Annotated in this window: 11 protein-coding genes; 7 read left to right on the top strand and 4 right to left on the bottom strand. The window is 40.3% G+C overall.

Annotation, left to right across the window (positions count from 1 at the left end):
- The 4 genes from ACPUEN_RS07630 to ACPUEN_RS07615 are packed head-to-tail and all read right to left on the bottom strand — an operon-like array spanning window position 1 to window position 4,689.
- The gene (locus ACPUEN_RS07630) at window positions 1-1,158 is read right to left on the bottom strand and encodes an SGNH/GDSL hydrolase family protein (protein WP_425639497.1); all 1,158 of its coding nucleotides are present in this window, start codon (window positions 1,156-1,158) and stop codon (window positions 1-3) included.
- A gap of 2 nt (window positions 1,159-1,160) precedes the next feature.
- Window positions 1,161-3,038, bottom strand: a complete 1,878-nt coding sequence (locus ACPUEN_RS07625; protein ID WP_425639496.1) for a carbamoyltransferase family protein — start codon at window positions 3,036-3,038, stop codon at window positions 1,161-1,163.
- A 22-nt stretch (window positions 3,039-3,060) separates the two neighbouring features.
- Window positions 3,061-3,735 carry a nucleotidyltransferase family protein gene (locus ACPUEN_RS07620; protein ID WP_425639495.1) on the bottom strand — a complete coding sequence of 225 codons (675 nt, stop codon included), beginning with the start codon at window positions 3,733-3,735 and terminating at the stop codon, window positions 3,061-3,063.
- 3 nt (window positions 3,736-3,738) lie between these two features.
- Complete coding sequence (locus tag ACPUEN_RS07615; RefSeq protein WP_111612946.1) at window positions 3,739-4,689, bottom strand: polysaccharide biosynthesis protein; 951 nt, start codon at window positions 4,687-4,689, stop codon at window positions 3,739-3,741.
- Between the two features lie 116 nt (window positions 4,690-4,805).
- Here ACPUEN_RS07615 and ACPUEN_RS07610 point away from each other — a divergent pair, with 116 nt between their 5' ends.
- The 7 genes from ACPUEN_RS07610 to ACPUEN_RS07580 all read left to right on the top strand — a co-directional run bounded on the left by ACPUEN_RS07610 (window position 4,806) and on the right by ACPUEN_RS07580 (window position 19,628).
- The gene (locus ACPUEN_RS07610) at window positions 4,806-5,663 is read left to right on the top strand and encodes a hypothetical protein (RefSeq protein ID WP_425639494.1); all 858 of its coding nucleotides are present in this window, start codon (window positions 4,806-4,808) and stop codon (window positions 5,661-5,663) included.
- Between the two features lie 122 nt (window positions 5,664-5,785).
- A complete protein-coding gene (locus ACPUEN_RS07605) occupies window positions 5,786-12,925 on the top strand; it encodes a PKD domain-containing protein (protein ID WP_425639493.1) in 7,140 nt (2,379 codons plus the stop codon).
- A 99-nt stretch (window positions 12,926-13,024) separates the two neighbouring features.
- Entirely contained in the window at window positions 13,025-13,924 is a 900-nt protein-coding gene (locus ACPUEN_RS07600) for an MraY family glycosyltransferase (RefSeq protein WP_425639492.1), read from the top strand.
- A 1,352-nt stretch (window positions 13,925-15,276) separates the two neighbouring features.
- Window positions 15,277-15,747, top strand: a complete 471-nt coding sequence (locus tag ACPUEN_RS07595) for a nucleoid-structuring protein H-NS (RefSeq protein WP_425639491.1) — start codon at window positions 15,277-15,279, stop codon at window positions 15,745-15,747.
- A 26-nt stretch (window positions 15,748-15,773) separates the two neighbouring features.
- Window positions 15,774-16,352 carry a hypothetical protein gene (locus ACPUEN_RS07590; RefSeq protein ID WP_111613043.1) on the top strand — a complete coding sequence of 193 codons (579 nt, stop codon included), beginning with the start codon at window positions 15,774-15,776 and terminating at the stop codon, window positions 16,350-16,352.
- A complete protein-coding gene (locus tag ACPUEN_RS07585) occupies window positions 16,349-17,191 on the top strand; it encodes a hypothetical protein (RefSeq protein ID WP_425639490.1) in 843 nt (280 codons plus the stop codon). The genes ACPUEN_RS07590 and ACPUEN_RS07585 overlap by 4 nt, the downstream gene beginning before the upstream one ends.
- On the top strand, window positions 17,178-19,628 hold the full coding sequence (locus ACPUEN_RS07580; protein ID WP_425639489.1) for a leucine-rich repeat domain-containing protein: 2,451 nt from the start codon (window positions 17,178-17,180) through the stop codon (window positions 19,626-19,628). The genes ACPUEN_RS07585 and ACPUEN_RS07580 overlap by 14 nt, the downstream gene beginning before the upstream one ends.
- Window positions 19,629-20,502: the final 874 nt, after the last annotated feature.

The raw sequence follows: 20,502 nt of genomic DNA, 5'->3' as shown, positions 1-20,502 counted from the left end.
TCAATTTGTAAAATATGTTTTTTGAATTGTATTAGAAATTAAATCAGTGCTATAATCAATCCCACCCTTATTAAAGTGGCAATCATCGTAGAAGTAAGCATTGGTTTTTGGGATCAAACTTTCCAAATCTAATAAGTCCACAGAATCTTTTGTTGCAAGGTTAATAATTGTCTGATTCATTTCAGTAATTTTTCCTGCTAACGCATCCTCTGGATAACGCTTATCACCTATACCTACCATCCAATGGGAATTGGAAAGGTTGTTTTCCTGCTGACTATCCCAGGTAAATGTCTGGGTCAAAAGCAATAAGTCTATGCCTTGACTTCTACAAATTCCCACAAAACTTTCAATGTTCCGCTCGTATATGGAAATATCTACCTCAGGCAAAGAAGGTTCTAGTGGTAAGGTCTGCACTTCCTTGACCTTGTCCTTGTAGTTCGTAGATAGAAAGATAGCTTTCCTTGCGCTTTCCTCTTCTGGATTCATCACATTGATTAGTCTTCGAACCAGCTGGAAATTGCTGAGGAAAAACTTCAAATCCACCTTCCAATTTCTGACTACTTCGGTAGATTTAACAGGATAGTGCAGGTAATCATATCCTGCGGCTAGTCTATTCAAGTCATTGATTCCAGGGAAGAGAACGATCAAATCTGGATTTAAATGCACCAGTCTCTGGCCAAGCATAGCCAGGTGATCTGGACTGGCATCTCCGGATTTCCCGGCATTATATACTTTGATCGATTTAGTCGGGTGCTCTGCCTGAAGTTTCTCTTGAATCTGCCTTTCAAAACCAAGGGCATCATCTATAAATAGATTTTCTGTAGTGCTCCCACCCACCAGAAAGATCCTATACTCATTATCTGGCTTGGGAGAAATCAAAGAGTCTCCCCGAAATCCCATATTATTGGTGGTGAAAGTGGCTGAAGAATCCATCAAAGGTAAATCGGACTCAATTTCAAAAGTATAGGAGACCTTCTTAGGAAATTGTGACTCTATATACTGATTATTGAGGGGCGCAGCATTCTTATATTTCTCAAAAGGATCTGCTACCGGAGCTACAAACCAAAGGATAATTTCTACTAACACCAACATAATCACCAGCATGGGTACCGTGATCGTAAAGAATGATTTAATATCGCTTTTACTTATCAATCCCATTACTAGTCCTTTTTAAAGGCTACCATCCACTTATCTTTATTCTCCCAATCTGGTTGCTCCTGCTTGAAAAACACATACTCATTGATTACCAATACATCCATTTCCGTACTCATAAAGCAGCGGTATGCATCATGCGGAGTACAAACAATAGGTTCTCCCCGCACATTGAAACTCGTGTTGACCACAAGACCATAAGAGGTCTGACGTTGGAATTCCTTGATTAAATGATAATACCTCGGATTGGTATTTTCATGAACTGTTTGGATTCTTGCAGAGAAATCTAAATGAGTCACTGATTGTATATCACTTCGTTCTTTATACAGTCTTTCCCAAAGGCCTAGCTCATTATAGTTGGCAGGAAGCTCTTTTCTTCTTGATTCTTTTACCGGCGATACAAGCAACATGTATGGAGAAGGCTCATCCAAGTCAAAATAGGTAGAAACTTCTTCTGCTAGTACAGAGGGAGCAAAAGGTCTAAAGCCCTCTCTATATTTGATTTTCAGATTTAACCTCTTCTGCATCTCAGGGTTTCGTGCATCTCCCAATATACTTCTATTGCCCAATGCCCTAGGTCCAAATTCCATTCTACCCTGAAACCAACCTACCACTTTTCCTTCAGAAAGCGCCTTGGCCACCACAGGATAGAGGTCAGTTAGGTCTTCGTACTTCGTGTATTTTCCTTTGACCTTGCGGCTCATCAGCTCAATTTCCTTGCTTGAATAGGAGGGGCCTAAGTAGGATCCAGACATGGAGTCTGGCTGTTCGGCCTTAAGTCGTTCTTGTCCGAAAGAAATATAAGTAGCTGCCAGTGCAGCTCCTAATGCTCCTCCTGCATCACCAGCTGCAGGCTGTATGTATATATTTTTAAAAATTCCGGATTTTTGAAGCTTGCCATTTGCCACACAGTTCAAAGCTACTCCACCTGCCATCACCAAGTTTTCTGAGTTGGTCAGCCTTTTAGCTTCCTTAGCCATTTTAAGGACAATATCCTCAGTCACTCTTTGTATAGCCAATGCTAGATTGCAGTGGATTTGTGTTAGCTCTGCTTCTTCATCCCTGCGTTCAATTCCAAATAAGTCTTTCCACTTATTGTCATAAACCATCCTAAGACCAGTAGCATAATTGAAATAGCTTTGATCCAACCAAATAGATCCATCCGGATAAATTTCAATCAGGTTTTCCTTAATTAATTTTTCGAACCGGGAAGTTTCTTCAGAATCAGGGTTGCCATAGGGAGCCAGACCCATAAGCTTGTATTCACCGGAATTAACAGTGAAACCCAAAAAATAGGTAAAGGCACTGTACAATAAACCCACAGAATGCGGAAAGTTCAGTTCTTTCAGAATCTCTATTGAAGCGCCTTTTCCATGTCCTATAATAGCAGTACTCCATTCACCTACACCATCTATGGTCAGTATGGCGGCATCGTCAAAAGGAGAAGGGTAGTAGGCACTCGCTGCATGTGAAAGGTGATGCTCAGGGAAAAGCATGGTCAAATCCTTACCATCATACTCTTCCACTTCTTTCAAACCTTCACGAATTAGCTTTTTTAGAAACATCTTTTCATTCAACCAAACCGGCATTGCCTTGGCAAACGATATAAATCCCTTGGGCGAAAACTTGTAATAAGTTTCTAGAAGTCTCTCGAACTTTAAAAGTGGCTTATCATAAAACACCACTGCATCTAATTCATCTATAGAAAACCCAGCCTCTTCCAAACAATACTTGATTGCATTTACAGGGAAGTCGGGAGTGTGTTTGTCTCTGGTAAAACGCTCCTCCTGAGCAGCAGCTATGATTATTCCGTTTTCTGTTACAGCAGCTGCTGAGTCATGATAAAATGCTGAAATGCCAAGTATTTTTATAGACTTATTTTGCATGAACTATTCTAGGTGAGAGTATTCAGGATTGTTGACTATTCATTTGAGTCAATTGCTCAATTGTGTCCACGGTAAACCATTTGTCAGGAAAGATCGAAGAAGAGAAGAGCTCTTCCTGTTGAATTAAATTACCCCAAACTTCTCCAAAATCCTCCGCTGCTGACATCAGCTGGTTTATTTTATATGGGTTGATTATCTGTATACCAGAGCAGTAAGCTTCAGCTGGATCATTTCGGTCAAGCTTGATCACACGATTTTTTTCATGATGAATAAAGTCTCCAACTAACCCTTCTATTGGCAAAACAGGAACTACCATGCATGCTGGAGCACCTAACCTATTATAATCATCTAAAATAAGATCTATCGCTAGATCAGTTACATTATCGGAGGTCAGCACCAATACAGGTTCATTTAGGTTGGACATCAATGTATTGAAGATCCACCAGGAATTGCCCTTGCCTTCAGTGTTGAAGACCGAGTGAACTCCGAGTTCTATTACATGTTTTGCCAGTTCTGCCCCCTTATAACCAACCGTAATATGCAAATTGGCAATATGTGGAATCAGTTTTTTGATCCCATTTGCAATCAATGTCGAACCCCACAAGGGAGCCATAGGCTTGGGAATTATATTGGTCAGCGGAGCCATGCGGGTCCCTCTTCCTGCTGCCATGATTAATGCGTGATTAATCTTATTCATCGCTTATTGCTCTTCAATAGGAGGATTGTTGATAATAGATAAAATCTCCTCACGGGTCAACTTATCTGTATTTGCTGAAGAGAGACCAAAGGATACCGGCTTTTCCACTTTGTCATTAAATGAAATCAGATAATGCTTTATGCCATCAAAATTTAATTCTTCAGTATACGGCAATTCCAAATCACCTATAAGGAACTCATCGTCTCTTTCTCCAGGTCGTCCTTCTATTTTCTCCCACTTACCGCCTTTTTCCTCTATCCAAGTCTGAAGTATATCCTGCATTTGAGCAGCCTTCATATGTCTTGAAAGAACTTTTCCCTTCGCGATATCTATATTGTTCATGGCAGTTACTACCAAGTTTACAGCTTCATCTACTGAAAAGAAAAATCTCCTCATCTCAGGCCCGGTAGTACCAATAACTCCTGTTTCTTCCAGCATCTTTTTCCATATCGTAAGAACTGAACCTGTTGACCAAGCTACATTTCCGTACCTTACAGCAGTGAATTTGGTGGAGGATTTTCCATCCATCGCACAAAAAATTCTCTCCATCACACTTTTGGACATCCCGTAAATATTCCTCACTGGAGGTGCAGCTTTATCTGTTGAGATTCCCACTACAACCGGTATTTCCCTTTCTACAGCAACTCTAGCCACATTTTGTGAACCAAGAATGTTTACATCAACACACTCCATAGGATATTTCTCAGCCAAATCTACAAACTTAGTAGCCGCTGCATGAATTACCACATCTGGTTTGAATTCCACAAATACATCTCGTACCGATTCTATGTTGCTGATATCAAGCGGAGCCACCTGACATCCAGTGTATTTTGAAGCAAAAAGATTTTGTTTGTTATTTCTACCTGTTAGAATAATCCGATACTCGTTTTTAAGCTTTAGAGCAAGGTTTCTACCCAAAAAACCGGTTCCACCGGTAATCAAAATTGTCTTCATCCTGAGAATTAAATTGAATTTTACGATTGCAAATCTAACTAATCGTTACTTGTTTCCTTTTTTTTTCTCATAAATAATACCAAATATTGAAAGTAAACAATCCTATATTGCTATTAATGAAAAGACAGCTTAAGCATTTAGTTTCTACTATGCTGATGAATTTTGCCAGTTCCAAATGGATCTGGAGTTTCTATAAGCCTCTTGCTGAGGTGAATGCAGATATTTATATATCTAAGAAAAATGAGGAAAATGCTCAGGCCCAACACCTTTTTTTTGAAAAGTATAAGCACCTAATTTCCGATGAAGTCAAAAACGGTCCATTTCAAGGATTGAAATACCCTTTCTTTAGTTCCTTGCACTCTACTTTGCTTCCAAAATTACTGGGATGCTATGAATTTGAACTGAATGAGAGCCTCAATAAGGTTTTTAAAAAGACCTATACCTCTATTCTGGACATAGGCTGCGCAGAAGGCTACTATGCAGTGGGGCTTGCCAGAAAATTTCCTGACTCCATTATCTATGCGGCTGATATTAATCCTGAAGCCAGAGAGAAAACTAAAGTCATGGCTAATGCCAACGGAATAGCGGATACTGATAAGTTTCGGGTTATTGCGGAAGTGACGCCGGATTTTCTTTTAGGTTTGGATCCCTCACAAAGACATTTGATATTCTCTGACTGTGAAGGATATGAATCGGTTCTATTCTCTGATGCAGTGATCAACCACTTGAGTAAATCGGATTTTATTGTTGAATTACATGATTTTACATCTCCTGGTGTCTCAGATTTGTTAAGAAGCCGTTTCCAAAACACGCATTCTATTGATCTGATAAAAAGCATAGATGATATATTTCGGTATAGAAAAATTAATATTCCTGAAATCCAGAAAATCCCCCTTTCAGATCAAATATCTATCCTTGCTGAGAAAAGACCCACTCAAATGGAATGGATCTTTTGTGAGCCGAAAAAAAATTGATTGAAGATATTTTGAGGTTTCCTGCCAAACTGGTTCTATTTTTGACTTAATTTAATTTAAGGACAGTAAATAGATTACCCTTCTCTAGTGCCGGTATTAAATTAATACCACAAGAATTAATTATGAGCAAAAATTCCTACTCAAAACTTTCGATTTTTTTGCTAATAATGCTCTCCAGCTTGGGGGCCATTTTTGCTATCTCACCATTTAAAAGTAATACTGATCGCTTAAACCAACTTTCTGAAAGGCTCGAAGCTTTGTCTCTAGCTGCGTTAGATACAATTCCCAGCAATGGCAACGCGCGTACCTTGGCAGATATTGAAATTCCTATTCGGACCGGATTTCCATTTTGTGAGACTTTTATCGGTACCGATCTACGAGAGAATATTGAATTTGGAGGCAATGCTGCTGCAGATGTTAAACTCACAGGCAACTCACTACAGCTTACAGGAATTTCAAATGATGAAAGTGGTTACATGTTCGTTGATATCCCTTTCTCCTCACTATTTGGTCTAAAGGTCTCCTTTGAGTTTTCCAATTACGGGGGATCAGGTGCTGATGGCGTAAGTTTTTTCATGTTCGATGGCTCCATTCCAGTTGCCGATTTTTCTATTGGCGGTACCGGAGGTGCCCTAGGATATACCTCCGTAAGAGCCACTGCTAATGAAGCTATCTTGATTAGCCCAGGTCTAAAAGGAGCATATCTGGGAATTGGGTTTGATGAATTAGGTAATTTTGGGAATTCTCGAACTGGTAAATTTGGAGGTTTTGAAGATCCCAATAACCTGGACGCCCTTAGCAACACCCCCTTGTTCCCACATTCAGTGGTGGTTAGAGGTCCTGTAGATGGCCCTCCTCCCGCAGCACCTGCCACTCCCTTTCGCGATTGGGATAGAGTTAACTCCAACAAGTTTATACCAGGTACTGTAGGTGCTCCAAGGTTCGAATCCTACAAGTTTATTGATGGTCGGATCTTCGATCCTGCCAGTACCGGAATTGCCGGAACCTTCCCCCCGGTCTCTGTAGCACCTTATCTACACACTGAAAAATTTGAAATAGATACCGATGCTTTTTCAGGATCCTGTCCAGATGAAGGGTATAGAAAAGTATTCTTGGATCTAACACCTAAAGATATCAATGACCCTACTCAGGGTTATACCATTGAAATCTTAATGCTGATCAATGTGGGCGGGGTTGTTAAGTTGGTCAATGTATTCGACGGGCCTATCGATTACCCCTTCGCAGCACCAGAATCATTGAAAGTAGGATTCGCCGCTTCCACTGGACTCCAGACAAATTTCCATGAAATTAGAAATGTAACTGTGCAGGTTTCCAATGAAGATAAATTGGAAAAACCTTTGGTTGATTCCTTGGACGAAGAGGTTTGTGAAGGAGAAACAAACACCTTTGAACTAGACGTTGAATTAAGAAATGACGCGGCCAACGCCTTCATTAGATGTCTCCAACTATATTACACAGTACCAGAGGCAGAAGCAGTAGTGGCAGCCGATGCAATCAGTATTCCATTTCCAACTCCTCCTGTAGCAGCTCCATCTACTTATTGCCCAACGGGTAATTGCGTGGACCTTCTTTGCCGTCCTGAAAGAACTTCCAGACCAGCTTATGATAATGTAACTGGAGAACTAGCAGGGCAATTCGAAGTTTTACTTGTTCAGGAGGCTGGGCTAGAGGTTCCTAAAGTGAGGTTCACTCCTCAACCTGGCTACTCTGGAGTAACTACCATCTATTACACAGCTACAGACAACTTTGGACAGGTTTCAGATGCTAAGCCAATTACAATCACAATCAATCCTCAACCGGATCCTATCATCACTACCCTTGATCCACTGGTTTGGGAGCAGCAAGAGGCTGCCGCCATCAAGGTGCTATTTAATATAGAGCCTGTAGTACCAGGTGATACATACAAGTGGTTCAGGGACGGAATTCAAATTCCAGGACAAAGTGGTACAAGCTATACAGCTACTACTGCTGGTGATTATACTGTTGAAGTTACCTCGGCCTTTGGTTGCATTGGATCTTCAGCTCAAGCAGTTGAACTCCTAATAGTGCCTGATTTAAATCCCGATTTCAATAATACACCTATTCGTGAAACCTGTCAGGAATTAGGGAAAATAGCGGTTTCTATTGACGGGGCAGCCGTGACAGGAGTAGACTCTAATGGTAATCCCGGAAATGAAAAATGGAGAATTATCGATGCAGCTGGGACAGTAATTGTAGATTGGACTTTTTTGGCAACTGGCCAAACTTCAATTGATTACGCTGGTCTTCCTGCGGGTGATTACATTTTCCAAATAGGAGATGAATTTAGAGAAGGACAAGCAGGTAGTGACGGTCAGCCACTCTTTCGACATGTAATCCCTTTCACAATTTTACCGATCGAATTTCCACTTCAGATTGCTTCAGTTACAGTCTCTGATGAACTTTGCTTCGGAGAGGGTGGAAGCATTACAGTGGAAGGTACGGGTGGAGACGGACCATCAACTTATACTTTTACCCTTACCAACAATGGTACAGGTGTAGTCTATAGTCCAACTTCCGTGGCAGGACCACAGGCAGAATTTGATGGACTTCCCCAGGGAAACTATACCGTTGACCTCAGCAGTGGCACGCGTTGCCAAGTATCAGATTCAGGAACTGTCGCTGGTCCTTCAGCGCCACTTACAATTAGCTTGATAGATTCGGATGGTACCTCCTGTGGAGTTACTACTAGCGCTTTTGCTACCTGGGAAGTAGTTGGAGGCACCCCGGATTACTCTTTGGTGAGTCTCACAAATAATGGTTCCCCTGTTCCTAGCCCGACCTTGAATCAAAGTGCAGGGGTATTTGCATTCACCAACCTGACTGTAGGGGAATACATCCTAACTGTTAAAGATGCAAATGGCTGTGAAATTATGTCCCAGCCCCTACAATTAAATGATATTCCAGCTCCGGTTTTCGAAGTTGATGACGCAGTGGCCTGTGAAGGTCAAGTGGTTAACTTATTACCAACCATTGTAGATATAAGTAATTCCACTCCGGTTTTTACTTGGAAAACTCCAACCGGGACAGTAATTACCAATGGAGCTACCATAGCAGGGGTTACCTATACTTTATCAGATCATGACGCTAATGCAACTACACCGGATCAATTAAGCATCTCTGGTTTATCCGCAGGAGTCTTTCCTTATATCTTATCCATCTCTGGAGACAATACCTGTAGTTTCCCAGATTTGATAGCTACAGTCACAGTTTCTGAATATCCGCCCGTTCAGGAAGTTTTGACGAAGAATTTGGATTGTTTTGAAGATAATTCCGGAGAATTGGAAATTGTCATGGATGCTAGTGTTGACCCAGGTTCTTTTTCATATGAGGTAGTTGGAGTTTCGCCGGTTCAGGATAATCCTTTATTCAACAACTTACCCGCAGGCAACTATCAAATAAGAGTAATTAATAAGGTTACTTCCTGCGAAACGATCGTTGATAATGTGGAAATTACCCAGCCTGACCTATTGGAAATCCTCGACTTGGATTTTACTAACCCAAGCTGTTCATATCCAAATGGTACCATTTCCTTCACTATATCTGGAGGTACTCCAGCTTATGACGTTCAAGTGAATGGAAATCCATTATCAGATTATACGAATACAGTAACCGGCAATACGTATTTGATTGAAGAGTTAATGCCAGGTGACTATAGCGTTGTAGTGAATGATGTCTTGCTTTGCCAAACTACATCGCCTACCCTGACTTTGATTAATGATGATCTGGATCCCTTGTCTACGGTGGCCATTGCAGAGGAAATCTGCTTCGGTACAGATGCTACCTTGATTCCTCAAATTACTACCCCTGGAGCCTATACGGTTACTTGGTTCAAGGATGCAGCAGCTACTATCCCTGTTGCAAGCAGTGCAACTCCTGATACTGATGGATTGACATATCAAATAAATATTACAGATTTCAGCCTGACTATCTCCGGATTGCAAGAGGGAGATTTTGCATATTACTATCGAGTAGAAGGGGATCAGTTATGTCCTGATTACATTTTCAAAGCAGACATTATTGTTTTTCCAGAATTGGAAGCTACTCTTTCCCTCACAAATGAGACATGTTTTGAAGTTTCGGACGGAACAATAACTGTTGATGCAAGCGGTGCAAATGAAATCTTTGAGTATAGCCTCGATGGAGGTCCCTTTGTGAGCTCAAATCTATTCGAGAACTTAAGTCCTGGTGATTATTCAATTGAAATAAGAAGTTCAAATGGCTGCTCCATAATTGAAAATGCGACAATTGAAGGACCGGCAGCTCCGATTTCTATAAATACTCCGGATATCCTAAGAGCTAATTGTGGCTTACCAAATGGTATTATTCAGAATCTTGTAATATCTGGTGGTTGGGGAACATATCAGGTGGAATGGAGAAGAGGATCTGCTACAGGTACTATAGTGCCTGGTGATATCACAGGAGCAGTTGACCTACATCCTGATACTTATTACCTTCTTGTAACAGATTTAAATGGCTGTACTGAGATTTTTGATTTCGTAGTGGAAGAATCCTCTGACCCAGTTTATCAGCTAATCCAGCCTCAAGAAATTTGTGAGGGCGATGAGGTAACTATCCTACCGGTCCATTTAGCTCCTGATCCATCTCTGCCTCCTGCAGCAGCTACCGAAGTAAGATGGTATAAAAATCCAGGTCAAGTTGATCAGCTGTTCTCCGGTACTGATTCCCAAAATCAAGAGGTTAGTTATATTATTGACGACTCTGATTGGCTAAATCCCTCCATTACGATTTCGGGCCTAGAAGCAGGTACTTATACCTATTATTTCTACGTTGTCTGTACTGGTGTAGAATTGCCGGTCGAAGTCATCGTATATCCTATACCTGAAGTCACATTTGATGTGTTATCCATTAGTTGCTTTGATGCGGAAGATGGTAGGATTACAGTCTCTTCAGGTGCAGATTCAAACTTTATCTACTCAATTAATGGCGGCTCTTTTGTAGATCAGGCCACCTTGGAAGCCACCTTATTTGCAGCAGGAACATATTCAATTTCTGTGGAACAAAATGGTGTAGGATGTCCTTCAGAACTCTACTCCCTTGAGGTATTGAGTCCAAATGCTGGTTTAGCCTTCGAAAATATTGTTGCCATTGATCCTAGTTGCGGCTCACCTACGGGTATAGTGTCTGGAGAAGTTGTTGGAGGATGGGCTCCTTATACGATTACTATTTCTGAAGGTACTACAGTCATAGGTACCCAAACATCTGAAGATGGCCAGTTTAAATTCGAAAATCTTTTGGAGGGTAACTTTGATATTGAAGTTACTGATGATAGAGGCTGCATCATTTCCTCTCAAATAATTACACTCACCTTTGGACCTACTCGAGTAGAGGTGGAGGATGTGACTATTTGTGAGGGTGAAATTGCTGTCTTAACTCCTACAATGACACCTTTCAATGCAGCAGGCGAATTTAAATGGTATTTAGATAGCTCTAAATCTCAAGAAATTGTTTCCTCTTCCAGTCCAGCTGCTGATGGTAAAACCTATCAGATTTCTTCTCAGGGTGAATTAACGATTGAAGGATTAACACCTGCTGAATCACCACTCACATACTATGTGGAAGTGGTAGGTGCTGGGATTTGTGAGGGGGATCTGGCAACTCCAAAAGTATCCATGTTTACTAAGCCGCAGATCAGTACTAATGTTACTGATGAAGCCTGTTTTGGAGAAAAAGGTTTGATTACTATCTCCGCTACTTTGGGCAATGGCACCTACACCTATAGTATAGATGGTGTCACTTACCAGTCTAGCAATACCTTCGAAGTTGTTCCTGGAATCTATTCGGTCTTTGTAGAAAGCGCTGGCTGTATTTCTCAACTGGATGGTGTAGAAGTTCTGGGGCCAAATTCTCCTTTAACAATTGATAACACCACACTGGAGGATCCTACCTGTAATACTGCATCAGGGACTATTTCTCTAGATTTCTCTGGTGGATATACCAGTGGATATACTGTGACTTTGAAAAATCAAACGCAAGTCATAGCCACTCAAAACTCTTCCTCACCAGTGGTATTCGTCGATTTACCTGAAGGTACCTATACAATAGAAGTTTCTGACGGATCCTGTATTGTGTCTAGTGGTGCAATTGATTTAGTTTCTCAGGACACACCAATTATTGCCAATGATAAGGTGATTTGCGAAGGTGAAGTTGCTACTCTTGTGCCATCTACCACCCAAGTCGCTGGAACACCTCAGTTTTTGTGGTATTCAGATCCCCTTGGTAACCAACCAATTTCTGATGGTTCAACTATTGACGGTGCAAGCTTTCAAGTTAGTCCAACAGGTGAAATTAATATCTCAGGGTTAAAGGCTATTGAAAGTCCGTACACTTACTATGTGACTGTTCAAGGACAAGGAATTTGCCCACCTGATTTGTTGCCTGTAAATGTCACTGTAAATGCAATTGCCAATCTACGTGTTTCAAACCCATCTATAATTTGCGATCCAAACGAAACTGTAGACTTGCGTAATTTTATTGAAGGATTTAATAGTTCTAATTACGATTACAGAATTGAAAATCCTTCCGGGCAGGTGCTGAGACTGGAAGATATAGATGCTGTAAATCAAACAGGTGATTACATAGTGCAAACTAGCTTTAAGGGCACCGGATGCTGGTCTCCGAGACAACGTATAAGAGTGATTATTTCTGATGAATTATTGGTTCCTGACTTCTCATATGATGCAGACTTAGGAGGCGGTATCATAGTGCCAAATTCAGAAATCCAAATTTTGGAAGATGTGAATTTTTATGATAATTCCACAGGTAAAGTTGTTATTTGGAATTGGGATTTCGGCGATGGCTCAGAAAGTACAGACCAAAACCCAACGCATCAATACCTGTCAAAAGGAACATATACAATTACCTTGACTACAATTGATCAATTTGGTTGCATTGCAGAGGTTCAAAAAACAGTAACGGCATTCGATGATTACCTCGTTATGATTCCTAATGCATTTACCCCTACAGGAGCTAAAAACCAATTCTTCAAGCCTGTCTTTAGGGGAATTGTATCAATGGAATTCTACATTTTTAATACTTGGGGTGAGCTCATTTATGAAACTGACCAACTTGAAAGTATTGGTTGGGATGGAACAGTGAACGGCAAGGCTACTCCAAATGGTAACTACGTTTATAAAGGTATATTTAAAACCAAATCAGGTGAGGAAGTTCAAAAAACTGGAACTTTTACTTTAATCAGGTAATTAAAGGCAAGCATCTTGAAGTAAGTATTTATGTTTCTCAATTATTTTATTGTCTTTTTGATCTTGCTTCTTTTGGCGCTTACCTACCATAGGTTGGCCTTGAAGTTTAAAATTGTAGATAAGCCCAATCATCGTAGTTCGCATGTGCATACTACCGTAAGAGGGGGGGGGATATTATTCCCATTTGCTGTGATTTTTTGGTGGATGGCTTTTGATTTCCAACATACCTGGATGATAATAGGTATTGTGTGGGTTGCTACGATTAGTTTACTGGACGATATCTACACTATTTCTAGCAGAATTCGCTTTGCTGTGCAATTTTTAGCACTGAGCATGGCATTTTATGATTTGGGTGTCTTCGCTCAAATCAACTGGGTTGCCTTACCCATTCTGTATTTTATTTCCTTGGCCGTCATCAATGGGATCAATTTCATGGATGGAATTAATGGAATCACAGGATTATATGGCCTGGTCTTTCTAGGAAGTGTTTTGGCTGTCGATACCTACTTAGGAATCTTTGACCAGTATTTGATTCGTTACGAGATACTGGCGATATGCGTGTTTTTGATTTTTAATTTGCGCAAAAAAGCATTGATGTTTGCTGGTGATATAGGGAGTATTTCCCTTGCCTATGTCATGATTTACCTCTTGATTCAATGGTACTTGTACTCAGGATCATGGACTGTAATACTATTCCTCCTTATTTACGGGTTGGATTCAGCAATTACCATTTTTGATAGAATCCGAAAAGGGGAGAAGATTTCCGAACCACATAGATCTCACTTATATCAAATGCTTGCTAATCAGGCAGGGATATCACATGTCAATATCGCATTGATTTATGCGCTGCTACAACTTGCAATAAACTTTGGATTTTTCATCTACCCTAGGACAATTCCTGGGCCTTTCGAAGGCTTGGGAATCATAGTCATTACAGGTGTAGTCTACATAGCTCTTAAGGCATTTCTACTGAAAAAATATTCAAAAGTCCTTAGTTAAATCATTAGATTTCAGGTTTTAGACTCAACTCTCACCAACCAACAACCAACACCCAACAACCAACAACCAACAACCCACAACCAACAACCTCCAACCAACAGCCAACAACCCAACAACCCACAACCAACAACTAACAACCAACAACCCACAACGGCCAACCAACAACCTCCAACCAACAACCAACAACTAACAACCACCCGCCAACCCATATTCTCCATTCCACAACTGATTTCAAATTGACCTTAACTTCAGAGCATCCACTTCCTAAACTCCCCCTTCACCATAACTTTTATTTTGGAAACCATGCAATGATCAAAGGGGGCAGGGGGATTTGTCACAAGCCAACAGAAAAACCGCCAACCGATTCCGAATATATTCCTTTCTCCGTCTTGCTGGCACCGCGCCTACGTCTCCGATTGATGCTCGTGGGCCAGCGCTGGGGCACGAATATATCCTTAAAACCTAGGGTTGAAACCCTAGGCTACCCAAAGGTCGTCCCTGTGGATCGGACATCGGACATCAGACCCCAACCAACAACCAAAAACCAAAAACTAACAACCAAAAACCAACAACCAACAACCCACAACCCACAACCAACAACCCAACAACCAACAACCTCCAACCAACAACCAACAACTAACAACCAACAACCAACAACTAACAACCAACAACCAACAACTAACAACCAACAACCAACAACCACCACCCACAAATAAAAAGACCCAGAGATGCTCTGGGTCTTTTTGTTCGGCTACTGCCTAATTAAAACTTAACGCTAATTCAAATGTCATAGGTATCAAGCGATAAAAAAATACCCAATGTTGGGTATTTTTGCACTGATTTAATAGCATTTTCCCTGATTTAGGCCTGCTACAGCCAGAATGTACATATTTTAAGAAATCATTGAATCATTTATTGATATACTATCGCCCGATGTTTGGAGGATTTTAGAGAGTATGGACTAGCCGCTCTGCTGACTCTTATACTGCTCAAAGAACCCCTAAAAATCTATGTATATCCTCTCTGCTGCAAGTAAAGATCAAAGAGCAAAGAATAAGGTAAACTCTAGATTTTAGGCTATTTTGGATATAGCTCTCCAGATAGCTCGGGAGGTTTTTTAGCCAGTAAAACAAAGAAAATAAGCTTACTGGTGGCATTACGGATAATCACTTAGAAATATTATCAAAAAGCATCTTGAATTGGAATAACATTTGCGTAAACCCTTATGTATAAAAATCGAAATAAAATCCTACGAATTTATTTACTTTGCACCCAAATCAAAAAGTAGGAGATTCATTCTTTTTCTTTAACAATTAAATAAAAAACCTCATCATCTTAATCAAATCCCCAAAATGAAACAAAATTTGTTCTCTATTTCGGTCAACCGCTCACTTATGATTGCCTTAGTCGCTATGCTGGCTATGGGTGCATGTAAGAGTAAAAAGAAAGCTGCACAACCTGCTCCACCTGCACCTGTCGAACAAGTGGAACAGCCAGTATCTCCTCCACCAGCTCCAGTGGCTTCTGCAGAAGAAGTAGCAGCTGAGAAGTTGGAAAATTATTTCAATAGCGTAGCCGCAGCAGGTAATGCATCTATGGCAAACCAGACTATCCAAGAGACGCTAGGTATGTTTTCAAATCAGGAAACTCCAGTTTTGATCGTGATTCACGAAGAAAATGGAATCAAAGATTACGATGAGCCTACTACTATCAAGAAGTATTTGGAATACTTAAAAGATACCAAGAAGAATCTTAACTACATCAGCGATATCCGTATGGATGCCAATGGTAAGGTCTCTGAATTGGAGCTTAGAAGAAAATAATCGCCCACCTGAAAAATAATTAAAAAATGAAAAATATAATGATCCTTTTCCTGGGCTTATTCCTTGCTTCCTCAGTAAGTGCTCTAGCTCAGTCCGAAACAATTAGCCCTGCAAGAAAGCAAGCAATTGACTCTTTAGCTCTTGAAAAAGTAAAAGATTTAAGTAAGTACATCAGCATCATCGGAAGCAAAGAGACACAGTTCTCTGAAGCAAACCGAGTGATGGATCGTGCTGAAGAACTTTTCTCTCCAGGTGCAGAGATGGGTGTTTCCAGTATCAACACAAGCGAAATCGCATACTACAAAGTAAGACGTTATTTTGAGCGTTTGATGGCTTTGAACTACGATAGAGTAAATATCACCTGGTACGATATCCAATACATTTCAGACCTTGAAAGACAGCCGGACGGCAGATACGTAGGTGTTGTCACCGTATTCCAACGTTTCGAAGGTACCTCTATAGAGACAGGTATGAACTACAAAGACACTACTAAGAAAGACATCACTATTTACGTTGAGAAAAAGCAAACCCAAATCGCTGGTAGAACCATCGAATTCTGGGACGTCATGTTAGGTGACGTGAGAGTGACAGAAACTTCCGCATGAGAATAGTAACCTTTATTTTTGCGATTTTCATCGCAAGCATCTCAATTGTCTCGGGGCAGGGCATAGGCAGCCCCGGGACAATTAAAGATGATGGCAAATTTGCTGCCTCCACCAAACAACTAAACCAATTCTTCAGAAGATTTAATGCAGAGGAATCCCCCACTGATGGCAATGTGCGCTATTATCCCGGTGATACCGCATACCACAGCAGATCCCTGAGAAAGGGCTTTCTTCAGATACTTTTTGATAATCAAACTTCCTCCGTTAATACAGACTTAAAAACAGAGTTTATTAACTCAGTACTTTCACCGGCTTACCCGCAATACATAAACTTCCACAGAGAAGGATGGCTTGCTGAAGTACAGGCTGAATTTAGTTACAAAGGCAAAAGAGAAACAGCCACCCTGATATTAAAACTCCAGCCGGAAGGATTGGGGTACGAATGGGTTATAGATGAGGTCTCATTTCCCCCATTTAAAAACATTTTCAACAAGCCCGTAGGAGATGGTAAAGATTTCCTGCACCCACTCAGTCATGAGCTGGGATTTATGAATCTTAGAAGAGCATTTCAAGATTCAAATTCCCCTGAAGCTTACACTGAGAGCAATTTTAAGCCAGATTACCTCACCTTATTTCTCTACGAAATGAAGCAAAATAACATCCGTTACCAGACAGTGACAGATGTTAAATTTCACTTCTTTCAAATTGAAGGCTGGTATTTTGAAGTAAACCAATTCAACCGCCCTGGTTTTAATACAGGCTGGCTGATTTCAAACCTTGTCAAACTTAACCCTGGAGACAAGGAGTCTATACAGAAATACATTTATGATCAGAACTAAGTTTATATATCTAAGTTTATTCCTTTTATGTGTGAGCTTCTCAGGATTCGCACAGACGATTAAAGGCTATACTCAGGATGAAATAGATGATTACTCTTCCAAAGTCGAAGATCAAATTAGGTTCTTGGAATACCTGCTTAATACTATCGGGTCTTCAGAGACGCAACCTAGAGATAAGGATGTGGTCATTCGCGAAAGCTATCTGAAGATTTTCCGGGATGGAGAAGTGCAGGTGGAAGACGATTTGTTGCTGGATAGAAAGGTAGTGACAAACAAGAATGTAACTGCCTATTTAAAAGACATTGAGTTTTTCTACAAGGATGTCAACTTCAAGTTTAAGATTAGGGATGTAAAAGCCCATCAGAAAGATAATGGGGATGTGTATTTTTTGGCATCTCTAGATAGAACTATTACGGCTACCGGTATCAACAACGAAAAAGTTTCGAATACCAAGCCTCGATTTGTAGAAGTGAATTTGGATAGCAAATCCCAGGAGTTAAAAATTGCCTCTGTTTACACCACCAAGGTAAGTAGAGACGAAGAACTGGCCGAATGGTGGTCTGTCTTAGATCCCCACTGGAAAGCTTATTTCAGAGATCGCTTTGCTTTAAGTCAATACGACTCCATCAATGTGGATTTGCTATATAAATTCGTAGAAGTGGACTCCTTGGATATTTCTGGGACAGATTCTTTACTCGACCTCAGTCCTATGGAAGCCATGCGTAACCTGAAGTACGTCAACCTCAGCAATACGCAGATCACCGAGCTTGGACCTATTTCCAATGTGACCTTCCTAGAATACCTCGATGTTTCTAACACACCTACTTCGGATATACAATTTATCAAGTATTCTGACAGACTAAAGCATCTGGATATCTCCAAAACTCAGATTACAGATATTAGTGAACTGGTGAATCTTAAGGCAATACGGTCGCTCCGAGTGGAAGAAACTCCAATCTTAAGCTTTGCCGTTCTTAATGAATTTGATAGCCTGCAAAACCTATATATTGCCCGTAGCGGTTTTAATAACGCAGAGAATATCAAAGACCTTTCAAAATTGGAAGACCTGGATTTATCAGGCAATTACCTAATCAACTTCAGCCAGTTATCTGAGTTGGCTTCGCTTAGGAATTTGAACTTATCAAATACCAATATCCAAGACCTTACACCTTTGGTAGGGCTTAAAAATATTGAAGTATTGGATATCACCGGAACTGAAGTTTCCGATATATCCGCATTGAATGCCAAAGCAGAACTGAATAAAGTTTTGGCAGATGATACAAAACTTACAGTGATTGCTGCGGATAATTTCACACGAAATAACCCTAAGGTATTATTAATCCACCATGTAAAAGACCTGGAAAGCTGGTGGGCAGGACTTTCTGATGCTTGGAAAGCTAGTATGAAAAAAGCTAATCCTAAAATTACCTCCGATAACCCAAGTGTAGAAATACTCACAAGCACTATTGGATTAGAGGAACTAGATTTAAGTGGAGCCGGTATTCAAACACTTAATCCCATCACTCGATTTGCCAAACTCACCAAAGTGGATTTCTCTGATAATCCAGTTACCGAGATGATTTCTCTGAGCGAAGTCAAAACTTTGAAAGAAATCATAGGCAGAAACTCTCAGGTGAAAGATATTTCTCCCCTGAAATCAAATGAGGAATTAGTAAAGATTGATCTTGACGGAAGTCCGGTTACCACCATAATGGATGTATTGAATCTTCCTAATTTGACCTACTTGAATGTGAATGGGTCTGAGATATTTACTGAAGAAGTTCCGGAAATCCTGATTCAAAAACCAAGCTTGACTATTATTTACCGCATAGAAGAGTTGAATACCTGGTGGAATGAGTTGGATGGAGTTTGGAAGGAAATCTTTAGAAAGCAATTCTCCATGCCAGAAGAGCCTTCTACGGAGCAGCTACATGCCTTGACAGAAAAGTCATCTTTGACTTTCGAGCGTGTATCAGTTGACGATATTCATGCACTTATTGTATTTGTCAATTTGAGATCTTTGGTGATTTTTGATGCACCTCTGGGTTATATCGCTCCGATTGTGGAGCTAAAACTTCTAGAGAAATTAAAGATTTCACAGGTTCCTGTCATTGATTTCTCCCCATTGAGAAGCCTCTCTAATCTGAAAGAACTCGATATCAGTAATTCCGGAATCGAGGACCTATCGCCCATAGAAGGATTGATGAATTTGAAAACTTTGAATATTTCCGGGACCAACCTGAGAACTTTAAAAGGACTGGAAGGATTGATCAACCTGGAGGAACTTGACGTGGCTAGCACAAACCTTCGCTCCCTAAGGCCTATTGAAGGTCTGCCAAACCTGAAGAAACTTTCCTGCTTCAATACCCGATTGAATAGCAGAGCAGTCGATAGATTCAAAGAATCAAATCCCGATTGCGAGGTCAGGTATTATTAGAAGTATCAAGTACAAAGTATAAAGTTTTAAGTACAATGTATCAAGGAGGAGGATAAAAGTGGCGTAGCCACTTTTATCCTCCTTTTTTCACTATAAATCCTGGTGGCCTTGCGAGGTCGAGGCCCGTTTTTATCCTTCTTTTTTCAATTGTGCCAGATTTCCGTGCAAGGTTGAGGCCCGAATTGAGGCAACTCCCCCTTTACAAAGGGGGCAGGGGGATTTTGCAGATTTATCGCATCAAATCCATCTCAATTTTATACCAAAAGTATAAAGTACTCTAAACTCCTAATTCTAGCGTCTTGTATCTAGTGTCTTGTATCTAACATCTTGCTACTAACGTCTTAAATCTTGATACTTAAAAAAGATCCGCCACCGTTCGTGTCTCACGAACGGTCAATGTATCGAATATTAAATCTTGATATTAACGTCTTAAGTCTTGGTTCTAGCGTCTTGCTACTAATGTCTTGCTACTAATGTCTTAAGTCTTGCTACTAATGTCTTAAATCTCGATACTTAAAAAAGGTAAAAGGGATTAAAAAATAAGATAAAAGAATCCCTTTAGTATTTTCTTAGAAAAAGTTGTGCTGGAAAAGTTGCTTAATCACCCTGACATAAAGGTATATAGGCGACCTTACAAAAAAATACCCTATACAGGGTATTTTTTGGTTTAATAGGGTTAAAGTTTTCCACAAAATTGTATTTTTAAATGTTTTGTTATGGATATTCTACTTTCGTCTAATTGAAATATTTTAAAATATCCCATAATTTCCAATTCCCTCCATTTTCAATTCTTCATTTTAAATTCCCAATTCCCCCCCATTTTAAATTCTTCATTTTAAATTCCCAATTCCCTCCATTTTAAATTCAATAATTT

The sequence above is a fragment of the Algoriphagus yeomjeoni genome (assembly GCF_049821175.1).
In the GTDB taxonomy this organism is placed as follows: domain Bacteria; phylum Bacteroidota; class Bacteroidia; order Cytophagales; family Cyclobacteriaceae; genus Algoriphagus; species Algoriphagus yeomjeoni_A.
Note: the sequence above shows the minus strand (reverse complement) of the source record. Positions and strands in the feature narration are given on the sequence as shown.